This is a genomic window from Kitasatospora sp. NPDC049285 (assembly GCF_040678815.1).
In the GTDB taxonomy this organism is placed as follows: Bacteria; Actinomycetota; Actinomycetes; order Streptomycetales; family Streptomycetaceae; genus Kitasatospora.
Genome location: NZ_JBFAQR010000028.1, coordinates 55576 through 77282, shown reverse-complemented (window position 1 = coordinate 77282; position 21707 = coordinate 55576). Strand labels below are relative to the sequence as shown.

Genomic DNA, 21707 nt, shown 5'->3' with positions numbered 1-21707 from the left:
GCGGTGCGTCAGATCGCCGGTTCGGCGAGCACGGTCAGCTGCCAGGCGGCCTCGGTGGCGGCCGGGGCGACGCAGCCGACCAGCAGGCCGGAGGCGGTGGTGCGCAGGACGATCTCGTGGTCGCCGCCGCCCTGGACGGGGGCGAGGTGCAGCCACTGGCCGCCGGTGAGCCGGACCGCCGCGGCGGCGGCCCACACCTGCCGGAAGCCGGTGGTCTCCACCTCCCAGCGGGTGCCCGCGGATTCGAGCACCACGGCGGTGGCGGCGGGGGTGTTCGGGGTGAGCCAGAGGACGATCTCCTCGTCCGCGCCGGGGGCGTGGACGTCGACCCGGACCGGCTGGGCGGTCTGCTCGGGGGCGGTGACCTCCCAGCTGATCCGGTCCTGCGGGGCGGCGAGGCCGAGCGGGTGCTTCTGCTCCCAGTCGCCCTCGGTGGGGACGCCCCAGCCGAGGCCGGTGGCGAGGCTGTGCCGGTGGTGCTCGCGGGTCACCCACATCCCGGCGCTCCAGCGCGGGTTGCAGCCGAAGGCGCGGGTGCGGGGGTGGGGGCTGCGGAGCACCTTGGCGCCGTCCTCGGTCCAGCCGGTGACTCCGCCGGCGGCGGCCTGCAGGGTGAGCTGCCGCCGCCCGTCGACGGTGCGCGGCGCGGCGGGGACGCGCGTCGCGGGGTGGCGGTCGGCGCCGGTGGTGAACTCGGTGCGCAGCCGGGCGGTGCCGTCGGCGTCGGGTTCCAGGTGGCGTTCGACCAGGGTGGAGTGGATCAGCCGGACCGGGTGGGTGGCGGGGAGGCTGATCCGGGTGGCGCCGTCGGTCCAGGCGAGTTCGCTGCCGGACGGGGCGGTCTGGGCGGCGGCGACCACCTCGGAGGTGTCGCGGACGCCGATGCCGGTGCCCAGCAGGTGCTGCCGGACGGTGCCGCCGGACGGCTCGGCCAGGGTGAAGGCGCCCTGGCGCAGTCCGACGGTCTGGAAGATCCGGCCGGGCCGGGTGGTGAAGGTGAAGTCCTGGCTGAGCACCCCCTGGTGGAGGGTGATGGTGCCGGTGACCTCGTTGCCGCCGGTGCGCTCGCTGACCCGGACGCCGTGCTCGACCGGGTGGATCTCCAGGTCGCGGGCCTGTCCTTCGCGCCAGCCGGCCGAGCGGTCGGCTTCGGCGCTGGGCCAGGTGGAGACCAGGACCGGGCCGAGGTGTCCCTCGGCGTGCACGGTGAGGGTGCCCTCGCCGGCGTCGAGTTCGGCGGTCAGTCCCGCGCCGCCGAACCGGTGCGGCTCGCCCTGGTGGGCGGCGCGCACCCGGTACGGCGGTTCGGCGACGGCCAGCGCGCGGGTCGCGCCGGCCGGGGTGGTGAGCGCGGCGTCCAGCATCAGGCCGCGGTCCACGTCGATGGTGGCGGAGAGTTCGAACTCGCCCAGCGCCAGAGCGTAGGCGACGGTCCGGATGCCGTCCACCACCCGTACGTCGGACCGGAGTTCGTCGTCCCGGCCGCCCGCGACGCCGCCGAAGCTGCTGAGCTGGCTCAGCGCGGCGATCGCCTCGGGGCCGAGGTCGTCGAAGACGCTGCGCAGGATCAGCGGGATGTAGTTGTGCAGCTCGACGTTGCCGTCCTCGCCGGGGACGGTCTCGCCGACGGAGACGCAGCCGACCCGCCGGTAGAGCTTGAAGGCGACGGTGTTGGCCGGGTTGACGGTGAGGCGGAGCACCAGGCAGCCGCACCGCATCATCCATTCGACCGCCTCGGTGAACAGCCGCCCGGTGATCACGCCGTTGCGGTAGGCCGGGGCGACGAAGAACATGTCGGCGATCAGCTCGCCGGCCCGGGCGGACCGGCGTCCGGTGCTGTGGAACAGCCCGAAGGTGCCCACCACCCGGCCGTCGTCGACGGCCACCAGGAACGTCGCGGTGTCGCGCTCGGCGAGTTCGCGTTCCAGTTCCTCGCCGCTGATCCCGCCGGCCACCGGGTTGGGGTTGTCGCGGTGACGGTTGTAGAGCTCGGCGATGTCATGCGCGTCGCCCTCCTGGTACGGGCGGATCGTGACGGACATTCCACACCTCCTTGTCGTGTCGAATCCGTTGGGTGGGTGGGCCCTGACGGGCGGTCAGCCCTTGCGTCCGGTGGTGACGATCAGCGAGCCGGCGGCGGCCAGCTCGGTGCCGACGGTGGCCCGGACCGAGACCGAGCGCAGGCCGCCCAGCTTCTGGCCCAACTTGGCCTCCAGGGTGAGCTGGTCGCCGGGGACGACCAGCCGGGAGAACTTCATCGAGCTGATCGAGCCGAGGTAGCCGACGCTGGCCGACGGGTCGGCGGGTGCGTCTCCGGCGGCGGGCGCCGGGGCCTCCAGCAGCTCGGCGACGTAGACCACGGCGACCAGCTGGGCCATCGCCTCGATGATCATCACGCCGGGCATGATCGAGTGGTCGGGGTAGTGGCCGGCGAAGAACGGCTCGTTCACGGACACGCTCTTGACGCCGCGTCCGGAGACCCCGGGGACCACGTCGTAGGCGCGGTCGATCATCAGCATCGGCCAGCGGTGCGGCAGCATCCGCTTGATGTCGTCGGAGGAGTAGGCGAAGGTCTTCGGCTTCTCCTTGACGGCGCCAGCCCGGGCGGGCGCCGTCTCGGGGGCGATGGTCATGGTCAGACCTCGCGGGCTTCGATGAAGTCGACCAGGGCGTTGATCGAGCCGAAGGCCTCGAAGTCGTCGTCGCTGATCAGCACGTCGTACTCGTTGTTGATCATGACGACGATCTCCAGGGTGTCCAGCGAGTCCATCTCCAGGCCGCGGCCGAACAGCGGCTGGTTGTCGGAGACGATCTCGGCCTCGGCGTCCAGGCCCAGGCGGTCGATGATCATCGACTTGATCTTGAGGTTCTTCTCCAGGCGCTGCTCGGCCTGGGCGCGGACGTCCTCGAAGGTGGCGGTGGACATGGTGGCGGGTGCCTTTCTGATGGGGTGATGGAACGTCAGTTCGATTACGGAGCGGCGATCAGCTGTAGAGCATCCCGCCGTCGACGGTGAGCACCTTGGCGGTGATGTACGAGGCGGCCGGGCTGGCCAGGAAGACCGCCGCCTGGGCGACCTCCTCCGGGGTGCCCATCCGGCCCAGCGGGATGGCCGCGGCGGCCTCCTTGAGCTGCGCCGGCGGCACCTTCTTCACCATGTCGGTGTCGATGAAGCCGGGGGCCACCACGTTGACCCGGATGCCCTTGGCGGCGCCCTCGTAGGCGAGGGTCTTCGCCATCGCGATCACCCCGCCCTTGGAGGCGGCGTAGTTGGCCTGGCCGACCCGGCCGGCGATGCCGCTGGTGGAGGCGATGAAGACGATCGACCCGCCGGTGGCGTACATCTGCTTGGTGGCCTCACGGGCCGTCAGGAAGGCGCCGGTGAGGTTGGTGGAGATGACCTCCTGCCACTTGGCGGCGCTCATCGCCGCGAAGTGGCCGTCCGCGGTGATCCCGGAGTTGAGGACCGCGACGTCCACGCCGCCCCAGGCGGTGCGGATCTCCTTGTACATCGCGGCGACCTGCGCCTCGTCGGAGACGTCGGCCCGGACCAGCAGCGCTCGCCGGCCGATGCCCTCGATCTTCTCCGCGATCTGCTCGGCCTTCCCGGCGCTGCTGCGGAAGTTGAGGGCCACGTCGCAGCCCTGCTCGGCCAGCGCCAGCGCGATCGCCGCGCCGATGCCGCGGGAGGCGCCGGTGACCACGGCCCGGGTGCCCTCGGTGAACAACTGGCTCATGCCGCACTCCCGGCGAGGTTGGAGGTGACCTTGTGGCTGCCCGGGTCGAAGCCCTCGACCTCGGTGCCCAGGCCCTGGGCGTCGGCCGCGTTCAGCACCGCCTCGGCGACGGCGAGGTCCAGCACGCCGAGGCCGAAGGGCGAGAACACCACCGTGCGGTGGCTGCCGAGCTCGACGGCGCCGTCCAGCAGTGCGCCGATCTCGGCGTGCACGAAGCGGCGGTGGCCGGCCTGCTGCTCGGCCCGGTGCAGCGAGGTCTGCTCGCGCACCGCGTGGTGCGCGTCGTCGACCACGTTGTAGGCGTTCAGCACCGAGGAGACCGACAGGTCGCGCAGCGACAGGTGCAGCACCACCTGGCCGATCGGACGGTTCGGGTGGGCCGCCAGGTCCAGCCAGTAGCTGGAGTCGGTGGTGGCGATCGAGACGGTGTCGGCGCCCAGCGCCTGGCCGAGTCCCGCCGCCCGGAACTCGATGTCCGGGTACTCCGCGGCCAGTTCCCCGGCGAACACCTCGGCCCGCTCCGGGAAGGCGTCCTGCAGCAGCACGGTGCGCAGCTCCGGGTGCACCTGGGAGAGGAAGTGGACCACCCGGTGGTTGATGGTGCCGCAGCCGACCAGGCCGACCGTGCGGACCTCGCGGCCCCGGTTCAGCAGTCCGGAGGCGAGCGCCGCGCTGGCGGCGGTGCGCACCGCGGAGATCTGGCTGCCCTCCATCAGGGCGAGCGGGTAGCCGGACTCCAGGTCGTTCAGGATGCACAGCGAACTGGCGCGCTGCATCCCGCGCTTGACGTTCTCCGGGAAGGACGAGATCCACTTCAGGCCCATCACCGGGGCCGGGCCGCCGAGGTAGGCGGGCAGCGCGATGATCCGGGAGTCGGAGCGGTGCAGCGGGCGCAGGAAGGTGGAGAACGGGAGGTCGGACTTGCCCTGGCTGTGCAGCACGTAGGCGTTGCTGACCAGGTCGATGACGGTGGAGTCGAGGCCCGCCAGGGCGGTGCGGACCTCTTCCCGGCCGAGGATCCTCATGGCTCACTTCTTTCGTGGTCGGACTGCGGCGGTGCGGTCTCCGGCAGGTACTGCCGGAGGTAGTCCTCCACCCACCGGTCGTCGTAGATCGTGTCGAGGTAGCGGTCGCCGCCGTCCGGCAGCACCGCGACGCAGGTGGCGCCCGGCTCGATCCAGGAGGCGGACTGCTGGAGCGCGGCGATCACCGCGCCGGAGGAGCCGCCGGCCAGGATCGACTCCTCGGCCAGCAGCCGGCGGCAGCCGCGGATGCACTCCGAGTCGGTCACCTTGACCACCCGGTCGGCCAGGTCGGGCTTGAGCAGCGCGGGGACGACCGCGGCGCCGTGGCCGGGGATGGTGCGCTTGTGGGAGGACTCCCAGGGCTCCGGCGGGCCGAAGATCACGCTGCCGACGGCGTCCACCGCGATCACCCGGGTGGCCAGCGCCTGGTCGCGGATGTACTCGGCGCAGCCGCGCAGGGTGCCGGTGGTGCCGGCCGCCAGGAACAGGTAGTCCGGGGCCTGCGGGAGGGCCTCCACGATCTCCCGCATGGTGGTGTGGTGGGCGCGCGCGTTGTCCTCGTTGGCGTACTGGTTCGGCCACCAGGCGTCCGGCACGGTCTCCAGCAGGTGGCGCACCCGGGCGATCCGGGCCGGCAGGTACTCGCCGGTCGCCGGGTCGCGGTGCTCGACCACCTCGACCCGCGCCCCGTACGCCCGCATGATCGCGAGGTTCTGCGGGGTGGTGCGGGGGTCGACCACGATGACCAGGCCGAGCCGGTAGAAGTTGCACAGCTGGGCGAGGGCGATGCCCAGGTTGCCGGAGGAGGACTCCACCACGGTGGACACCCCGGGGATCAACCGACCGGTGGCGATGGCCTGTTCGACCATCGACTTGGCGGCGCGGTCCTTGATGGAACCGCCCGGGTTGAACCGCTCGCACTTGGCGTACACCTGGAAGCGGGCGGGCGGGAACAGTCGGTCGAGGGCCACCAGCGGCGTTCCGCCGATCGTGGCGACGATGTCGGGGTCCGACGGCCGGCGCGGGCTGACCCGCGCCACCGGGCCGTCGGGGACGAGCACGGTCATTCCGGCACCTTCCTGCTGATCTGGAGCCGCAGCTCACTGACGTAGCGCTCGCCGTCGGCGTCCGGCAGCCAGGACTCCTCGGGTGCCGGCAGCGGCTCGCTGAGGGTCACCTTGGTGTCGGGGTCCGACTGCACCGCCCGGCGGACGAGGTTGACGAAGGAGAGCACCACCGTCGGGCTGGTGAAGTCGACCAGGGACGGCTTGGTCTCCTCGGGGAACTTGACGAAGGCCCGGTCGGGCAGCGCGTTGGCGCTCACCCAGCGGCGCACCGCCAGGTAGTCGCGGTGCCGGTCGGCCTTGGGCGACAGGCCCAGCTCGTGGAGGGGCAGCCGCCAGGTCTCCCGGAACAGCACCAGGTCGTCGAGGGTGACCCGGGGGGCGTGCGGGCGGTCCAGGCCGATCTTGAAGGCGTCACAGGCGATGATCGAGATCAGCACCGCGAGCAGTTCGCTGATCGTCCAGGTCCGCCCGTCGGAGGTGGTCGCGGTGACGGTTCCGTCGACCTCGGCGAGGGTGACGGCGACGGCCGGCTCGATCCGCTCGCGCCGGTCGAACGGGGCGCGGGTGAAGCCGAGCAGCCGGTCGCCCTCGCCGATCGGGGCGGGCACCATGCGGCCGCTGTTGCGGCGCCAGCCGACCGGCAGCAGCGGCACCAGCCGCCGGGCGCCGATCGCCCGGTTGACCTTGTCGCGCACCGAGCCGTCGTCCGCGGTCCAGTCCAGGAACGGCAGGTCCAGGGTGGCCAGGCAGGCGTGCATCTCGCCCAGCACCACCTGGTAGTCGCCGGCGTTGACGGCCTCCACGGAGCTCGCCACCACCTGCAGGTCGGGGCTGTGCACCGCCAGGTGCGGCGAGCGCACCGGGCCGGTGGCGAACACCTCGCGGACCCGGTCGCGGACCTGGTCGGACGCCAGGTCGACCCGCTGCAGCCCCTCGGGCACCGGGCCGATGACCTGACGCCACTTCAGCGCCAGCTCCCGGGTGGCCTGTTGGACCGGGGTGTTGTGCTCGCCCCAGAACAGCGCCAGGGTCTGCGGCCAGACGTCGGCCAGGGTGACGGTGCGGTGCCGCTCGGCGGCCCGGCGGACCTGGGCGGCGACCTCGGCCTCGACCAGTTCGGCGAGCCGGTTGCCGAACCAGTCGGCGGCGTCGGCGATCAGCGCCAGCGGGGCGGAGACGGCGTCCAGGAGGTCCTGGCCGAGCTCCATCCGGCAGTCCCGCACCGCGTCCTGGTAGAGCAGGGTGCGGCCGGCGTACGCCTTGCCCTCCTCGCGGGAGGCGGACTGCCCGGTGATGCCGACGAAGTAGACGTCCAGCGCGTCGAGCGCGGCGACCAGCTGCTCGGCGTCCTCGGCCCGGCCGATCTCGGCCTTGTGGCGGGCGAGTTCGGTGAGCACCGCGTCGTAGCGGACGAACAGCTGCGGGTCGCCGATCGCCGCGACCCGGCGGCGCAGCACTTCCTCTGCGCGCACGTCGACCGGGATGTTGGCGTCCCAGCCGAGCACCCGCTGCCGCAGCAGCCGGTTCAGCACCTTGTCGGTCTTCTCGCGGGCGGTGGCGGCGTCCCAGCCGTGCTCGGCGACCAGCGCGTCGGCGATCTGCTCGCCGTTGCGGTCGCCGTCGGCGAGCCGCAGCACCTGGGCGTCCTCGGGGCGCAGCCGCATGGTCTTGCGGTTGCCGAGCTGCAGCTGCTCGCCGTCCAGGTGGACGTCGGGGCGCAGCATCGGCGGGAACCACCAGCGGGCGCCGGGCTGTTCGGCCATCCAGTCGGCGACCGCCGCGATCGTCCAGCGCTCGAAGGCGGTGTGGGAGGCGGCGACCAGGCCGGGGCCGGGCTCGACCGCGATGGCGGGCCGGGTGCGGCCGACCGACATCCAGGCGGCGGGGCCGAAGAAGCCGATCGACTCGGCCTTGGCGCAGTACCGCAGCCAGTACATGGCCAGGGTGCGCTCGCGCTGGCGGCGCTTGGCCTCCTTGCCGCCGCCGGCCGCGATCGAGTCGAGCAGGCGGTAGAAGGTGCGGTTCTGCCAGGCGATGGCCAGGCGCAGCTTGGGGTCGGCGGCGAGGGCGGTGAGGCGGGCGCTCTCCTGCTCGACGTCGGCCTGGTAGGCGGCCAGGAACTCCTCGTGGACGCCCTCGCCGGTGGCGAGCCGGTCGGCGGCCTGCGGGGCGCGGGTGCCGCCGATCAGGTCGAGGCCGGAGACCGGGAAGCCGGCGTTGCGCAGCAGGCCGATACCCCAGACCTGCCAGTCGGATCCGCCCAGCGCGCGGGCCGGGCCGAGCTCCGCCCAGTCCACGGCGCGGGCGGCGGGGGTCGCCGCGGTCGTGGCGGCCGTGGCGGTGGCCTCGACGGCGGGGGCGCTCATCCCGCCACCTCCGCCAACTCGCGCTCCGTGGCGGCCGGTTCGGCCAGCGCGGCGGCCAGCCGGGAGATCCCCTCGGCGATCTTCTTGCGCGGCACGTTGCTGAAGCACAGCCGGATGCCGTGGGCGTGCTCGCCGTCGATGCTGAAGTGCCCGCCGGGGACGAACGAGACGCCGTGGGCGGCGGCCGCCCGGGCGTAGCGGGTGGCGTCGACGCCGTCGCGGTGGCGCAGCCAGAGGTAGAAGCCGCCACCGGGGCGCTGCCAGGTCCACGGGCTGTCGGCGCCGAGTTCCCGGTCGAGGGCGTCGGCCATCAGGGTGCAGCGCTCGCGGTAGCTGTCGCGGTAGCGGTCGATCAGCTCGGTCCAGCCGTTGCGGGAGTGGAAGGCCGCGAGGGCGCCCTGGGCGAGCGCGGACGGCGAGAGCGAGATGATCTCGGCGACCCGGGCCAGGTCGTGCTTGACGTGCTCGGGGGCGGCGATCCAGCCGGAGCGCAGGCCCGGGGCGAAGATCTTGGAGAAGGTGCCGAGGTAGACCACCTGCTGCGGGTCGAGGGCCTGGAACAGGGGGGTGGTGGCGCCGTCGAAGCCGAGCAGCCCGTACGGGTTGTCCTCGACCAGCAGCAGGTCGAGCTCGCGGCAGGCGGCGAGGATCTCGGTGCGGCGGTGCACGCCGAGGGTGGCGCCGGTCGGGTTCTGGAAGGTCGGGTTGACGTACAGCAGTCGCACCGTCCGCCCGGCCGCCCGCAACTCCCGTACCGTCGTGCGCAGTTGCTGCGGGTCGAGGCCCTCGGCGTCCTCCGCCGCGGCCTGCAGCTCGAGGCCGGCGGTGCGGAACGCGGCGGTGGCGCCCGGGTAGGCCGGGGTCTGCACCACGATGGTCTCGCCGGGCGCGCCGAGCGCGAGGGCGACGGCGGTGAGGCCCATCTGCGAGCCGCTGGTGGGGATCAGGTTGTCGGCGTCGGCGTGGCCGTCCTCACGCGCCATCAGGTCGGCGACGGCGGGGACGAGGGCCTTGGCGACGTGCGGGGTGGTGTACTGCAGGGCGAGCTTGCCGCCGAGGCGGACGAGCCGGGAGAGCTGGCCGGAGATCGTCTCCAGCGGGAGGACGTCGAGGTCGGGGAGTCCGCCGGAGAGGGATATGACGTCCCCGCCCCGTTCGAACAGCCGGGGCAGTTCGGCCGCCGGTCTGGTGTCGGTCCACATGGCTGTCGGCCTCTCAGATTCCGGCCGGGGCCGGGGCGGCGTCGGCGGCCCAGGACTGCACGTAGCGGAACAGGCCGGCCGGGGAGGCGAGCGCGGGGTCGGCGAGGGCGTCGGGGTCGACCTCGATGCCGAACTCCTCCTCGACGGCCATCACCAGCGCGATGGTGTGCAGCGAGTCGACGCCCAGGTCGACGAGCGGGGTCTCGGGGTCGGTGACCTCGACCGAGCAGATCCGCTCGACGAGCTGGTCAAACTGCGACTGGTTCATGGCTGCTCCTCGGGGAGGTGATGGTCGGCTGGGCGGTCCGGGCGGCGTCCACCAGGCGCTTGGCGGCGGCCCGGTCCGGCTTGCCGTTGGCGGTCAGCGGGACGCTGTCGAGCGGGACGATCTGGTCGGGCATCCGGGCGTGGTCGAGCCGCTCGGCGAGGCGGGCGCGGATCGCGTCCGGGGGGAGCGCGGAGTGCACGGCGAGCACCAGCGGGCCGTCCTCCGGCTCGGGGCGCAGCGCCACCGCGGCGGTGACGCCGGGGATCCGCTCGGCGGCGTCCTCGATCTCGGTGAGCGCGAGGCGGATGCCGCGGCGCTTGATCACGTCGTCGTCGCGGCCGACGAAGTACAGCCGGCCGTCCTCGTCGAGCCAGCCGCGGTCGCCGGTGTGCAGCTCCAGCGAGCCGTCGGGGCGGGCGATGAACCGGTTCTGCGCCTCCAGCGGGATCCGCCAGTAGCCGGCCATCACGGTCGGCCCCCAGACCACGATCTCGCCGGTCTCGCGCGGGCCGAGCTCCGCGCCGTCGGCGCCGACGATGCGCACCGCGTCGCCGGGGATCGGCGGGCCGACCGAGTCGGGGTGCTCGGCGTACTCCGCCGGGTCGAGGATGGAGATCCGCTTGCACTCGGTCATGCCGTACATCGAGGCGAACACCGAGCCGGGGAAGACCTCCAGCAGCTCGGCCATCACCGCCCGGCCGGGGCGGGCCCCGGTGTTGGTGAACAGCCGCACCCGGGTGGGGCGGCGCAGCTTGCCCTGGAGCAGCGTCAGCATCTGGGCCAGCGAGGGCACCAGCGGGACGACGGTGACGCCGGTGCGCTCGATCAGCCGGAGCAGTCCGACGTCCTCGGAGCGGCGGGCCAGCACCAGGGAGCCGCCGACCAGGGTGGCGAGCAGCGCCTGGTAGAGGCCGTAGTCGAAGGAGAGCGGCAGTCGGCAGAGCACCACGTCGGCGGCCTCGTAGCGCAGCCGCTCGTTGATGGCGTGCAGCGCGGCGAGCATCTGGCGGTGCGGGCAGACCACGCCCTTGGGGCGGCCGGTGGTGCCGGAGGTGTAGATCAGCATCGCCACGGCGGTGTCCGGGACGTCGGCCCGGAAGTCGTCCTCGGCGCCGGCCAGCACCTGCTGCCAGGCCTGTTCGGCCTCGACGGTGCGAGCGGCCCGGCGGCCCGCGCCGGGCGGGCAGATCGCCAGCGCGGCCTCGCAGTCGGAGACGATGTGGTCGACCTGGTGGTCCGTCAGGTCCGGGTGGACCGGGACGAAGATCGCACCGATCCGCAGGGTGGCCCAGAACAGCGCGAGGAACGAACGGTCGTTGCCCCCCGCGTACACCACCCGGTCACCCGCGGCGATCCCCTGCCCGCGCAGCCACCCCACCGCCCGGTCCACGGCGGTCCCCAGCTGACGGTAGGTCACCCCGCCCTCGGCATCGGTCACCGCGAGGTGCTCGGCCCGCTCGACGCGCGGGCGGTCGATGAGGTCAGACACGAGCGCCGCGGCAGGCAGGCTTCGCCCGTCGAGGAGCGGCCCGCCGCGCCCGGCTGGGCGTGCCGCCGGAGCGCCCTCGTACTGGGTGTACTCGGGTGCTTCGGCGGGGCGTCCAGGCGGGATGTGTCGGGCCGCGACGGGGCGAAGGCTGCCTGCCGCGGCGCTGGCATTGGCGGGCTCTCCTCGTCTGGCGGGGGCGGCGAGGCGCTCCTGGGCGCGGGTGATGTCGCGGGCGCTGGTGAGGGACAGGACCTCGAGTTCGGGGTGCTGGCGCTTGAGGATGCTCGCCAGGGTCTTGGCGGGCGGGAGGGAGACGGTCAGTTCGGGGGCGAGCGCGGCCAGCGAGGTCAGGCAGAGGTCCCAGCGGACCGGGCTGACCACCTGGTCGACCAGCCGGCGGCGGATCTCCGCGGGGTCCTCGACCAGTGCGCCGTCCGCGTTGGAGAGCAGCAGCTGCCGGGGCCGGGCGAAGCGCACGGTCTCGGCGGCGGCGGCGACCCGCTGCCGGGCGGACTCCATGTACGGGGTGTGGAAGGCCCCGGCGACGGTGAGCGGCTTCACGGTCGCCCCGGGGGGCGGGTCGGACTGCAGCTCGGCCAGGGCGTCGACGGCGCCGGCGGCGACGATCTGGCCGGGGCCGTTGAAGGTGGCGGCGGTGAGGCCGGCCGCGGTGATCCGGGCGAGCACCTCGGCCGGATCACCGCCGACCACGGCGGCCATCGAGGTGGGCGCCTCGGCACAGGCCTCGGCCATCGCCCGGCCGCGGATCGCGGCCAGCCGGACGGCGTCGGCGGGCTCCAGCACCCCGGCGTACACCGCCGCGGTGAGCTCGCCGACCGAGTGGCCGGCGGCGACCGCGCCGCCGTCCTCGACGAGGCCGTCCAGCGCCGCGTGGGCCAGCAGGCCGGCGGCGACCAGCAAGGGCTGGGTGTGCTCGGTCCGGGCGATCTCCGCGGCCGGGGCCTTGGTGCCGAGGTGGACCAGGTCGCAGTCGGCGGCCTCGGACCAGGCGCGCACCCGTTCGGCGACGGCCGGGTCGCGCAACCAGGCGGCCAGCATGCCCGGGGTCTGGGAGCCCTGCCCCGGTGCGATGAATGCGAACATGTGTTCTAACCCCCTTTCGTGTGGGGCCTGCGCACGGCGGGCCTGGCCCGGTGCGGTTCGGTGGCTACGAGGTGCTTGCGGGGCCGGCCGTGGTTACGGGCGGCCGGTGGACTTGCGGAAGCGGCGGATCGCCAGGAAGGAGAAGCCGGCGAACCAGGCCAGCAGGTTGAAGACCGCGCCGGTGACGCTGGAGTGCTCCCCGTGGAAGGAGAAGCCGTCGTTCAGCGGGTAGCGGGCCAGGGTGGCCACGCCGTACATCGGGGTGTAGCGGGAGACCTCGAGCATGGTCCCGGTGAGCGGGATGAACAGGTTGCCGAGGAAGGCCAGCGCGGTCATGGTCAGGCCGGGCATGTGCATCACCACGTCGGGCTTCATCGCCAGGCCCATCCCGATGCCGAGCGCGGCGAAGACCGCGGCCCCGACCCAGGCGACCAGCAGCGAGACCACCCAGACGTTGGTGTCGGCCTGAGCCCCCGTCAGGGCGCCCAGCACCCCGACGATGGCGACCGGCACGCCGGCCATCAGCACCGAGCAGACCACCTTGACCAGCAGGTAGCCGGGCGGGGTGAGCGGGCTCATCGCGATGGTGCGCATCCAGCCGACCGACTTCTCCACCGAGATGGTGGCGGCCGAGCTGACCGCCGCGGTGGCCGCGCCGTACACCGCCTGACCGATCATCATCCAGGCGGCGAAGTTGCCGTGCGGCAGGCTCGCCCCGCCGGACGGGGCGGTGCGGAACAGGGCCAGGTAGAGCACCGCGGGCAGCAGCACCGTGAAGATGGTGGTCTGCCGGTTGAACCGGCGGCGCAGCTCGTAGCGGACGAACGTCGGGTTCACGCCGTTGAAGGCGGAGGTGCGGGTGCGGGCGGCGGGCGCCGTGACGGCGGCCATCAGATCTCCTTCGAAACGGTACGGCGGTGCTCGGTGATGGCCATGAAGGCCTCTTCGAGGCTGCGCGGGGCCACCTCGATGTCCGTCGCGGCGGTCTCGCCGACCAGCACCCGCAGCAGCGCGTCCGAGTCGGTGCAGGTGAAGTACGTGCGCTCACCGCGGACGCTGCTGGAGCGCACCCCGGGCGTCCGGGAGACCACGCCGGCCTCGTACGGGCTGAGCACCGCGGAGACGGTACGGCCGCTGGTCGCGGCGCGGATCGCGGAGGCCGAGCCGTCGGCGACCACCGAACCTCGGTCGATCAGCACCACCCGGTCGGCGAACTGGTCCGCCTCCTCCATGTAGTGGGTGGCGAACATGACGGTCATGCCGCGGGCCGCGTCCTCCCGGACGGCCGCCCAGAAGTCCCGGCGGGCCACCACGTCCATGCCGGCGGTCGGCTCGTCCAGCACCAGGAAGTCGGGGCGGGACAGCAGCGCCAGCGCGAACCGCAGCCGCTGCTGCTCACCGCCGGAGCAGGCCGCCACCCGGCGGCTGCGCAGCTCGGTGATGTTCGCCCGGGCCATGCAGCGCTCCGGGTCGGCGCCCGGGTGCAGCGAGCCCAGCATGTGCATGGTCGCCTCGACCGTCAGGTCGGGCAGCAGCCCGCCGGTCTGCAGCACCGCGGCCACCCGGCCGGCCCGCACCGCCTGCTCGGGCTCCTGCCCGAACAGCCGCACCTCACCCTCGTCGGGCCGGGTCAGCCCGAGCAGCATGTCGATGGTGGTGGTCTTGCCGGCACCGTTCGGGCCGAGGAACGCCACCACCTCGCCCCGCCGGATCCGCAGGTCCAGCCCGTTGACGGCCGTGAACGGCTCGCCCTTGGCGTTGGTGAACCGCTTGACGACACTGGTCAGTTCAGCGGCGAGGGGAGACGCCGTCTCCCTCGACGCCGTACGGCTCTGGTAATCGATCATCTTCCGAGTCCTCACGTTCCGGCGGAGGTCGCCTTCCGGGAACCACTCTCCGACCCCCGGCTATCGGCCCGAACCGACTCGGCTATCCACCCGCTATCCCGCCTGCGGCGGCCCCTCCACCAACCCCAGCCCCGGCACCGACCCGCACACCACCCACCCGGCGCGCCGACCCTCCGCCAACCCCGCCCCCGGCACCAACCCGCACACCACCCCGCCCCGGCACGCTGGCCACACCGACCCGCCCCGGCGCGCCGCCCCCTCCGCCAACCCCGCCTCGGCGCACCGACCCTCCGCAATCCCCGCCCCGGCGTGCCGCCCCGTCCGCCAACCCCACCCGCGACACCAGCCCGTCTGCCATCCCCGCCCCCGGCGCGCCGCCCCCTCCGCCAACCCCGCCCCGGCGCACCGACCCTCCGCCAACCCCGCCCCGGCGCACCGCCCCTCCGCCAACCCCGCCTCGGCGCACCGCCCCTCCGCCAACCCCGCCCCGGCGTGCCGCCCCGTCCGCCAACCCCACCCGCGACACCAGCCCGTCTGCCATCCCCGCCTCCGGCTCGCCGCCCCGTCTGCCATCCCCGCCTCCGGCTCGCCGCCCCGTCCGCCACCCACGCCCCGGCGCGCCGCCCCGTTCGCCAACCCCACCCCCGGCACCGACCCGTCTGCCAATCCCGCTTGACACTCAAAAGTGTGAGTGGTTGAGTACTCACATGAAGACGGAACGCCCCCGCCAGCTCTCCACCGCCGAGGAACGCCGCGAGACGGTGCTCCGCACCGCAATCGGCGCCTTCGCCGCCCGCGGCTACTGGGGCACCACCACCACCGAGGTGGCCAAGGCGGCGGGCATCTCCCAGGCCTACGTCTACCGGCTCTTCCCCAGCAAGGAGCAGCTGTTCACCGCCGTGGTCGAGCACTGCTTCGTCCAGGTCCGGGCCGCCCTGGAACAGGCCGCCGCCGACGCCCGCGGCAGCTCCGCCCAGGTGGTCCTGGACGCCATGGGCGACGCGTACGCCCGGCTGATCAGCAACAACGACCTGATGCTGATCCAGTTGCACGCCCAGGCCGCCGCGGTCTCCGAGCCGGCCGTCCGGGCCGCCGCCCAGCAGGGCTACGCCCGGCTGGTGGAGTACGTACGCGGGGCCTCCGGCGGCACCGAGCAGGAGGTCCAGCAGTTCTTCGCGCTGGGCATGCTGTGCCACCTGATCGTGTCGATCGGCGTGGACGAGGTGGACGCCCCGTGGACCCGCACGCTCGCCGCGGGCATCACGCACTACTGACGCACCGACACCCTTCGCTTGCCGGCGGGGCTCCACGCCTCGCCGTTCTTTCGGCCCAGAGAGTGAGTGGTCAACCACACTAACCTGCACTCGGAAGGAGTAGCCGTGACCCGCATGCGCCGCCCCGGACCCGCCCTCGCGGCCCTCGCCGCCGGGCAGTTCACCGTCCTGCTCGCCACCTCCAACGTGAACGTCGCACTCCCCGACATCGCCGCCGCCACCGCCCTCACCGGCACCGGCCCGACCTGGGTGGTCAACGCCTACGGCCTGGCCTTCGGCGCGCTCCTGCTGCCCGGCGGCCGGCTCGCCGACCGGCTCGGCCGCCGCCGGGTGCTGCTCGCCGGACTTGCCCTCTTCGCCCTCGCCTCGCTCACCGCCGGCCTCGCGAACGGCGCGACCCCACTGATCGCCGCCCGCGCCCTCCAGGGCCTCGGCGCCGCCGCCATCGCCCCCGCCGCACTCGCCCTACTCCTCGACCTGCACCCGCCAGGTCCTGACCGCGGCCGCGCCCTCGCCGTCTGGGGCGCCGTCTCCGGAGCGGGCGGAGCGGCCGGCGTCCTGCTCGGCGGAGCCGTCGCCCAGAGCTGGGGCTGGCCGTGGATCTTCCACCTCACCGCGCTCGCCGCCGCCCTCGCCTTCACCGCCACCGCCCTGCTCGTCCCGGCCACCCCGAGCGCGCTGCGCACCGACGGAACCTCACCCTCCTCCACGCCTTCCCCCGCTCACCTCCCCCCTCCCGCTCCCACTCCCCCCTCCTCACCCACCCCCGCTCTCCCCTCCCCTCCCGCCCGCTTCGACCTCGCCGGTGCCGCCACCGTCACCCTCGCCCTCACCGCCCTGGTCTGGGCCCTGACCACCGCCCGCACCAGCGGCTGGACCAGCACCCCCGTCCTGACCGGCCTCGCCGTCGCCGCGCTGCTGACCGGCCTGTTCGCCCGGATCGAGCGCCGCCACCCCGACCCGCTGCTGCCGCCCCGGCTGCTGCGGAGCGGCACCGTCGCCGTCGGCAACCTGCTGACCGCCCTGCTCGGCTCGGTGTGGATCGCCCTCTTCTACTTCCTGCCGCTCTACCAGCAGCAGGTGCTCGGCGCCGGACCACTGCTCACCGGCCTCGGCCAACTTCCGCTCGCCATCACGATGATGCTCGGCTCGGCGGCCGCCCCACGGCTCGCCGCCCGGATCGGCGACCGGGCCACCCTGCTCGGCGCGCTGCTCGCCGCGGCCACCGGACTGCTCTGGCTCTCCCGGCTGGACGCCCACGGCAGCTACGCCGCCGACCTGCTCGGCCCGATGCTGCTGATCGGACTCGGCCTGAGCACCGCGTTCGTCCAGCTCACCGCCCTCTCGGTGGCCGGCGTCCCGGCCCGCGACGCCGGACTGGCCGGCGGACTGGCCAACACCACCCGCCAGTTGGGCGGCACCCTCGGCCTCGCCGTGCTCGCCACCCTGGCCGGGGCCGCCACCGCCCACGCCGCCCACCAGCCGCTGCCCGAGGCCCTGACGGCCGGCTACCGCACCGCCTTCGCCGTCTCCGCCGCCGTCCTCGCCGCGACCGCCGGCCTGGCCGGCGCCCTCACCTGCCGCCTGCGCACCGCCCCGACCCTGATCACCCGTCAGCCCGCCGTCAGGAAAGGCCTGTAGCCATGATCACCATCGACCCGACCGCCCCCGTCGTCGTCCTGCTCGCCATCGAGATCGACGCCCCGATCGAGCGGGTGTGGAACCTGCACACCGACATCGACCACTGGGCCGACTGGCTCGCCGACATCGACAGCGCCACCCTCGACGGCCCGCTGGCGACCGGCGCCTCCTTCCGCTGGCACACCCACGGCCTGGACATCACCTCCACCGTCCAGGAACTCGTCCCCGGCGAGCGGATCGTCTGGGGCGGACCGGCCTCCGGCATCGACGGAGTCCACGTCTGGAGCTTCGAGCGCCACGGCGACGGGGTGCTGGTCCGCACCGAGGAGTCCTGGGCCGGCGCGCCGGTCGAGGCCGCCACCGAGCCGCTGCGCGCCGCGCTGCACGACTCGCTGACCGCATGGCTCGCCACCCTCAAGTCCCGCGCCGAGCGGTCCGCCTGACCCGCCGACTCGTCCTCTCACCCCCGGCTCGTCCTCTCACCCCCCGCCTCGCCCACCCGCCACTCAGCTGCCTAGGAGACACCGCCATGACCACCGCCACGACGTTCGCCGACTCCGCCAAGCCCTACCTGATCGGCCACTACGAGCCCGCCGTCGACGAGATCACCGCCACCTCGCTCCCCGTCGAGGGCACCCTGCCGACCGAGCTGACCGGCCGGCTGATCCGCAACAGCCACAACCCGAAGGCCGGCGTCACCCCGTCCCACTGGTTCAAGGGCAGCGGCATGGTGCACGGCATCCGGCTGCGCGAGGGCCGCGCCGAGTGGTACCGCAACCGCTGGGTGCAGACGCCCGCGCTGGACGGTGCGCCCTACCTCACCGAGCACGGCCCGGACCTCACCGCCTCCTCCGCCGGCACCCACGTCATCGAGCACGGCGGGAAGCTGCTCGCCCTCTGCGAGGCCAACCTCCCGTTCGAGCTGACCGCCGAGCTGGACACCGTCGGCGCCTACGACTTCGGCGGCCGGCTGCGCACCGCGATGACCGCCCACCCGAAGACCGACCCGGTCACCGGGGAGCTGCACTTCTTCGGCTCCTCGCCCTTCCCGCCGTACCTGATGTACTACGTCGCCGACCCGAGCGGCCGGATCACCGAGGCGATCGAGGTACCGGGGGCGAGTGCCGCGCTCAAGCACGACTTCGCGCTGACCCGCAACCACGTGGTCTTCGTCGAGGGCAACGTCACCTTCGACCCGGCCGAGCACTCCGGCATTCCGTACTCCTGGCAGGACGGGCAGCCCGCCCGGATCGGCGTCATGCCGCGCGGCCCGCGCGGCGCCGAGCAGGTCCGCTGGTTCCCGATCGCCCCCGGCAGCATGCTGCACACCGCCAACGCCTACGAGGACGCGGCCGGCCGGATCGTGCTGGAGGGTCCGACCGTCGACCGCGAGGGCTTCCGCCTCTCCTGGAACTGGTGGGTCGGCGCGCCGGACCGCGGCAGCGAGCCCAACACCCGTTCCCTGAACCGCCGCTGGGTGATCGACCTGGCAGCCGGCCGGGTCCGCGAGGAGATCGTCGACGACCTGGCGATCGAGTTCCCCACCTTCAACGAGGACCTCCTCGGCGCCGAGCACCGCTACCTCTACGCCGTCTCCTTCCCCGACCAGCACGGCCAGGGTGGCTACGGCCTGGTCAAGTACGACCGCACCACCGGCGAGCGCCTGCTCTCCCCCGTCGGCGACGCCCGGATGCCCAGCGAGGCGGTCTTCGTCCCCGCCGACGGCGCCACCCGCGAGGACGACGGCTACCTGCTCACCGTCGTCTCCGACCTCAAGCAGGACGCCTCCCAGCTCCTGGTCCTGGACGCCGCCGACCTCGCCACCGTCGCCACCGTCCACCTGCCCCGCCGGGTCACCGCCGGCATCCACGGCTCCTGGATCCCCGACACCGCCCTGGGCAACTAGGCGCTCGCTACGGCCGGCCCCGGTGGAGCACCCGCTCCACCGGGGCCGCGACACGCCCCGCACCGGGCCTCTGTCCGGCCCTCGCCTTCGCCTTCGCCCCCGCTCTCGCCCTCGCCCTCGCCCTCGCCCTCGCCCTCGCCCTCGCCCTCGCCGGCACTCTCCGCCTGGCCGCCCTCTTCCCCTTCCCATCCGGCCCGGGTCCCGCGCTTGAAAGCGGGTCGGCCGGTGTTGGATGCTGTCTGCACGCATTCAACTTGCTCGGGGAGAGGCAGAGTTGAACTGGTTGGCGGCGGCGGGGTACGGGGCTGTGGGCGGCGCGCTGGTCGAACTGGTGGTCACCAACGGCCGCCTGCTGGCCTGGCAGGCCGCACGGCACCGCGCCCGCGAACACCCCCGCCGCCGGGTGCCGCCACTGCGGAACTTCATCGACCCGTCCGCGGACGTCGCCGCCGCGCTCAGCCGCATCGCCCTCGGCGCACTCGGCGGCTGGCTGCTGCACTCCCAGATCAGCGGCCTGTACGCCGCCGTCGCCGCCGGAGCCTCGGCGCCCGCGCTGCTGCGCCAACTCGGCACCGCCACCAGCCTGCAGAACATCGTCGGTGGCACCGAGCCGCCCCCGCCGAATCCCCCGGACGACCGCCCGCTGGCCCCGCTCCCCGCCGGCAGCCCGACCGGGGAGGTCGGCCCGTGACCTTCGGCAACCGCTACCTCGGCTCCCTCCTCACCCGCACCCCACAGCCGCCCACGCCGACCGGGCACCGTCTCAGCCGCGAACTCCCCTGGTGGCGCCGCTACCTGGCCTCGCTCATCGACGCCCCGGCCACCGCCCCGGCCACCGACGCGGCCGCACCGCTCGCCGCGACCGCCCCGCGCCGCGCCGCCACGGCGCCGCCCGTCCTGGCGTCACCGCCGCAGCGGCTCCGGAGCAGCGTCGGGGCGGGGGCCATCGCTGTCCCCGGCCGCACCGCCCGGGCCTGGCCGGGTTTCGTCGCCGCCGCGGCCGGCCTGGTCAGCGTCGTCCTGGTCTTCGTGGCCGTCAGCATCTCGCCGTCCTCGTCACCGCCCCCGGGCGCCACGACGATGCCCGCCAACCCCACCTCCCCTCCCCACACCGGCAACCCGCGACCCGCGACGCCGACGCCCGAGCCCTCGCCGACTCCGTCCCGCACACCGTCGGTCCGCCTGGTCTGCGACCAGGCCACGCAGTCCCTGGCCGCCTTCCACCGAACCGCCGACGGCACCCCGGACAGCCGGGCGGACGCGGCCGACCGGGCCGTCGTCGAGCTCGACCGCCTGCTCCCGATTGCCTCGGCCGCCCTCTACCGACTGATCGCCGACCTGTCCGACGACCTCGGCCAACTGCGCGGCGACCAACTACGCGGCGACCCGTCCGTCCGGCTCGCGAAGATCGACGCCGACGCCGCCCAGCTCGGTCAGACGTGCGGCGCCCTCACCCGTCCCGCCGACACCTGAGCCCGGCTCAGGTCCACTGCTCGGACGGCTTCACCCCCGGCACCGGCTTGCCGATCAGCGCGAGCGGGACGAAGAAGTTCACCTGCCCGATCGCGAGCACCAGCGTGGTGAGCGCCTTCGGGTCGTAGAGCGCGGCCGCCTCGGCGTACAGCTCGTCCGGGACACGCTCGCCGCGCTGACTCGGCGTCAGCACCGCCTCGACCAGCGCGAGCGCCACCCGCTCCGCAGGAGTGAAGTACGGTGCCGTCCGCCAGGACGCCACCGCGGTGATCCGCTCCTCGGTCTCCCCCGCCTTCCGCAGCATCCCGGCGTTCAGCATCACCAGGTAGGTGCTCTCGACGAGTTGACCGGCCCGCAGGTGCATCAGCGCGATCGTCGTACGCGGCACCGACCGGTTCCCCGTCGCCCGGAACAGCCAGCCCGACAGCTCCTCCAGCTCCGGCACCTGCGCCACCGGGTCCGACATCCGCGACCGGAGTTCCTGGGCCTCGACGCTCTGGGTGGAAACAGTGTTCATGGGTCATCCCTCTCTCGGGTGCGTTCCTCGCTCTCACCGCACTGACCCCGCCCAGCCACCGAATGTGACACGCGCCGCCGACCGCATGCCGCGGCCCCCGCTCGCCGCACACGCATCCGGGGGACCCGCGCTCGGCGCACCCACATCCGGCGAGCACGCGTTCGGATACCCAGGCCCAGCTGGACGCCGCCGCGGCGGCTGGCGCCCGGGCCGCGCTCGGCGCCGCGCTGCCGAAGGGGACCTGACCATGAAGGACTCGACTTGCGCGTCGTCCGTACCGTCTTCGCGGTCGTGGTCGGTGCCGCCGAGGGCATGCCGCTGCTCGTGCACAGTGCCGGGATCCGGGACACCGTGCCGGGCCTGGGTGTCGTGCTCGCGGTCTCCGGTTCCGTTACCCGGCTGCTCGCGCTGCCGCTGGTGGCCGGCTGGCTGCCGTCCTGGCTGCGGGCCTGGCTGCGGGCCGCGCCGGCCAAGGCGTCGCTGCCGCTGATCGAGCCGGTCCCACCGCTCCCGCCGGAGGCCACGTGACGTCCCCACCGCAGGATGGCGGCGTCTCGGTCGCCCTGGAGCTCGCCGAGCTGCGTAGGAGCGTGGACGTGGGATTCGCCCACACGGACGGGCAGTTGAACCTGCTGCTGCAGCGCGCGGACCAGACCGACGCGCGGGTCGCGGACCTGGACAAGCGGGTGGACGGGCCGGAGCGCAACCACTTGCCGCTGCCGGCCCTCGGCGCGTTGACGGGCCTGGCCGCGCTGGTCCTCGCCGCGATCACTCTGATTCAGCACTGAACA

General features: G+C 73.8%; 21 protein-coding genes. 8 read left to right on the top strand and 13 right to left on the bottom strand.

Features of this window, described 5'->3' with window-relative positions; all coding sequences use genetic code 11:
- Positions 1 to 8 precede the first annotated feature (8 nt).
- From AB0K51_RS19630 to AB0K51_RS19575, 12 genes are all read right to left on the bottom strand, one after another.
- Positions 9 to 2042, bottom strand: coding sequence for a GNAT family N-acetyltransferase (locus AB0K51_RS19630; protein WP_363456787.1), 2034 nt, complete (start codon positions 2040 to 2042; stop codon positions 9 to 11).
- A gap of 54 nt (positions 2043 to 2096) precedes the next feature.
- Entirely contained in the window at positions 2097 to 2633 is a 537-nt protein-coding gene (gene fabZ, locus AB0K51_RS19625; RefSeq protein WP_363456785.1) for a 3-hydroxyacyl-ACP dehydratase FabZ, read from the bottom strand.
- 2 nt (positions 2634 to 2635) lie between these two features.
- The gene (locus tag AB0K51_RS19620; protein ID WP_363456782.1) at positions 2636 to 2926 is read right to left on the bottom strand and encodes a phosphopantetheine-binding protein; all 291 of its coding nucleotides are present in this window, start codon (positions 2924 to 2926) and stop codon (positions 2636 to 2638) included.
- A 58-nt stretch (positions 2927 to 2984) separates the two neighbouring features.
- Positions 2985 to 3737, bottom strand: coding sequence for a 3-oxoacyl-ACP reductase FabG (gene fabG / locus AB0K51_RS19615; RefSeq protein ID WP_363456779.1), 753 nt, complete (start codon positions 3735 to 3737; stop codon positions 2985 to 2987).
- On the bottom strand, positions 3734 to 4762 hold the full coding sequence (gene sbnB / locus AB0K51_RS19610) for a 2,3-diaminopropionate biosynthesis protein SbnB (protein ID WP_363456776.1): 1029 nt from the start codon (positions 4760 to 4762) through the stop codon (positions 3734 to 3736). The genes fabG and sbnB overlap by 4 nt, the downstream gene beginning before the upstream one ends.
- Entirely contained in the window at positions 4759 to 5829 is a 1071-nt protein-coding gene (sbnA, locus tag AB0K51_RS19605; protein ID WP_363456773.1) for a 2,3-diaminopropionate biosynthesis protein SbnA, read from the bottom strand. Before sbnA ends, sbnB begins: the two co-directional genes overlap by 4 nt.
- Positions 5826 to 8195 carry a lantibiotic dehydratase gene (locus tag AB0K51_RS19600; RefSeq protein WP_363456770.1) on the bottom strand — a complete coding sequence of 790 codons (2370 nt, stop codon included), beginning with the start codon at positions 8193 to 8195 and terminating at the stop codon, positions 5826 to 5828. The genes sbnA and AB0K51_RS19600 overlap by 4 nt, the downstream gene beginning before the upstream one ends.
- Positions 8192 to 9397 carry a PLP-dependent aminotransferase family protein gene (locus AB0K51_RS19595; RefSeq protein ID WP_363456768.1) on the bottom strand — a complete coding sequence of 402 codons (1206 nt, stop codon included), beginning with the start codon at positions 9395 to 9397 and terminating at the stop codon, positions 8192 to 8194. Before AB0K51_RS19595 ends, AB0K51_RS19600 begins: the two co-directional genes overlap by 4 nt.
- A gap of 13 nt (positions 9398 to 9410) precedes the next feature.
- Positions 9411 to 9665, bottom strand: coding sequence for an acyl carrier protein (locus AB0K51_RS19590; RefSeq protein ID WP_363456765.1), 255 nt, complete (start codon positions 9663 to 9665; stop codon positions 9411 to 9413).
- Positions 9646 to 12258, bottom strand: a complete 2613-nt coding sequence (locus AB0K51_RS19585) for an AMP-binding protein (protein WP_363456763.1) — start codon at positions 12256 to 12258, stop codon at positions 9646 to 9648. Before AB0K51_RS19585 ends, AB0K51_RS19590 begins: the two co-directional genes overlap by 20 nt.
- A gap of 93 nt (positions 12259 to 12351) precedes the next feature.
- The gene (locus AB0K51_RS19580) at positions 12352 to 13149 is read right to left on the bottom strand and encodes an ABC transporter permease (protein WP_363456761.1); all 798 of its coding nucleotides are present in this window, start codon (positions 13147 to 13149) and stop codon (positions 12352 to 12354) included.
- Positions 13149 to 14105, bottom strand: a complete 957-nt coding sequence (locus AB0K51_RS19575; RefSeq protein WP_363456758.1) for an ABC transporter ATP-binding protein — start codon at positions 14103 to 14105, stop codon at positions 13149 to 13151. The genes AB0K51_RS19580 and AB0K51_RS19575 overlap by 1 nt, the downstream gene beginning before the upstream one ends.
- Before the next feature lie 707 nt (positions 14106 to 14812).
- Here AB0K51_RS19575 and AB0K51_RS19570 point away from each other — a divergent pair.
- From AB0K51_RS19570 to AB0K51_RS19545, 6 genes are all read left to right on the top strand, one after another.
- Complete coding sequence (locus tag AB0K51_RS19570) at positions 14813 to 15379, top strand: TetR/AcrR family transcriptional regulator (RefSeq protein ID WP_363456755.1); 567 nt, start codon at positions 14813 to 14815, stop codon at positions 15377 to 15379.
- Positions 15380 to 15493: 114 nt separating this feature from the next.
- Positions 15494 to 17020, top strand: a complete 1527-nt coding sequence (locus AB0K51_RS19565) for an MFS transporter (RefSeq protein ID WP_363456814.1) — start codon at positions 15494 to 15496, stop codon at positions 17018 to 17020.
- A 2-nt stretch (positions 17021 to 17022) separates the two neighbouring features.
- Positions 17023 to 17463 (top strand): SRPBCC family protein, encoded by a 441-nt coding sequence (locus AB0K51_RS19560; RefSeq protein ID WP_363456752.1) that lies wholly within the window; start codon positions 17023 to 17025, stop codon positions 17461 to 17463.
- A gap of 86 nt (positions 17464 to 17549) precedes the next feature.
- Positions 17550 to 18926, top strand: coding sequence for a carotenoid oxygenase family protein (locus AB0K51_RS19555; RefSeq protein WP_363456750.1), 1377 nt, complete (start codon positions 17550 to 17552; stop codon positions 18924 to 18926).
- Between the two features lie 274 nt (positions 18927 to 19200).
- A complete protein-coding gene (locus AB0K51_RS19550) occupies positions 19201 to 19617 on the top strand; it encodes a hypothetical protein (protein WP_363456747.1) in 417 nt (138 codons plus the stop codon).
- Positions 19614 to 20399 (top strand): hypothetical protein, encoded by a 786-nt coding sequence (locus AB0K51_RS19545; protein ID WP_363456744.1) that lies wholly within the window; start codon positions 19614 to 19616, stop codon positions 20397 to 20399. The genes AB0K51_RS19550 and AB0K51_RS19545 overlap by 4 nt, the downstream gene beginning before the upstream one ends.
- A gap of 7 nt (positions 20400 to 20406) precedes the next feature.
- Here AB0K51_RS19545 and AB0K51_RS19540 read toward each other — a convergent pair whose 3' ends face one another.
- Positions 20407 to 20916, bottom strand: coding sequence for a carboxymuconolactone decarboxylase family protein (locus AB0K51_RS19540; protein ID WP_363456741.1), 510 nt, complete (start codon positions 20914 to 20916; stop codon positions 20407 to 20409).
- Positions 20917 to 21177: 261 nt separating this feature from the next.
- Here AB0K51_RS19540 and AB0K51_RS19535 point away from each other — a divergent pair, with 261 nt between their 5' ends.
- Together AB0K51_RS19535 and AB0K51_RS19530 are read left to right on the top strand one after the other, a co-directional pair.
- The gene (locus AB0K51_RS19535; protein WP_363456739.1) at positions 21178 to 21444 is read left to right on the top strand and encodes a hypothetical protein; all 267 of its coding nucleotides are present in this window, start codon (positions 21178 to 21180) and stop codon (positions 21442 to 21444) included.
- The gene (locus AB0K51_RS19530) at positions 21441 to 21704 is read left to right on the top strand and encodes a hypothetical protein (protein ID WP_363456737.1); all 264 of its coding nucleotides are present in this window, start codon (positions 21441 to 21443) and stop codon (positions 21702 to 21704) included. Before AB0K51_RS19535 ends, AB0K51_RS19530 begins: the two co-directional genes overlap by 4 nt.
- The last annotated feature ends 3 nt before the right edge of the window (positions 21705 to 21707 follow it).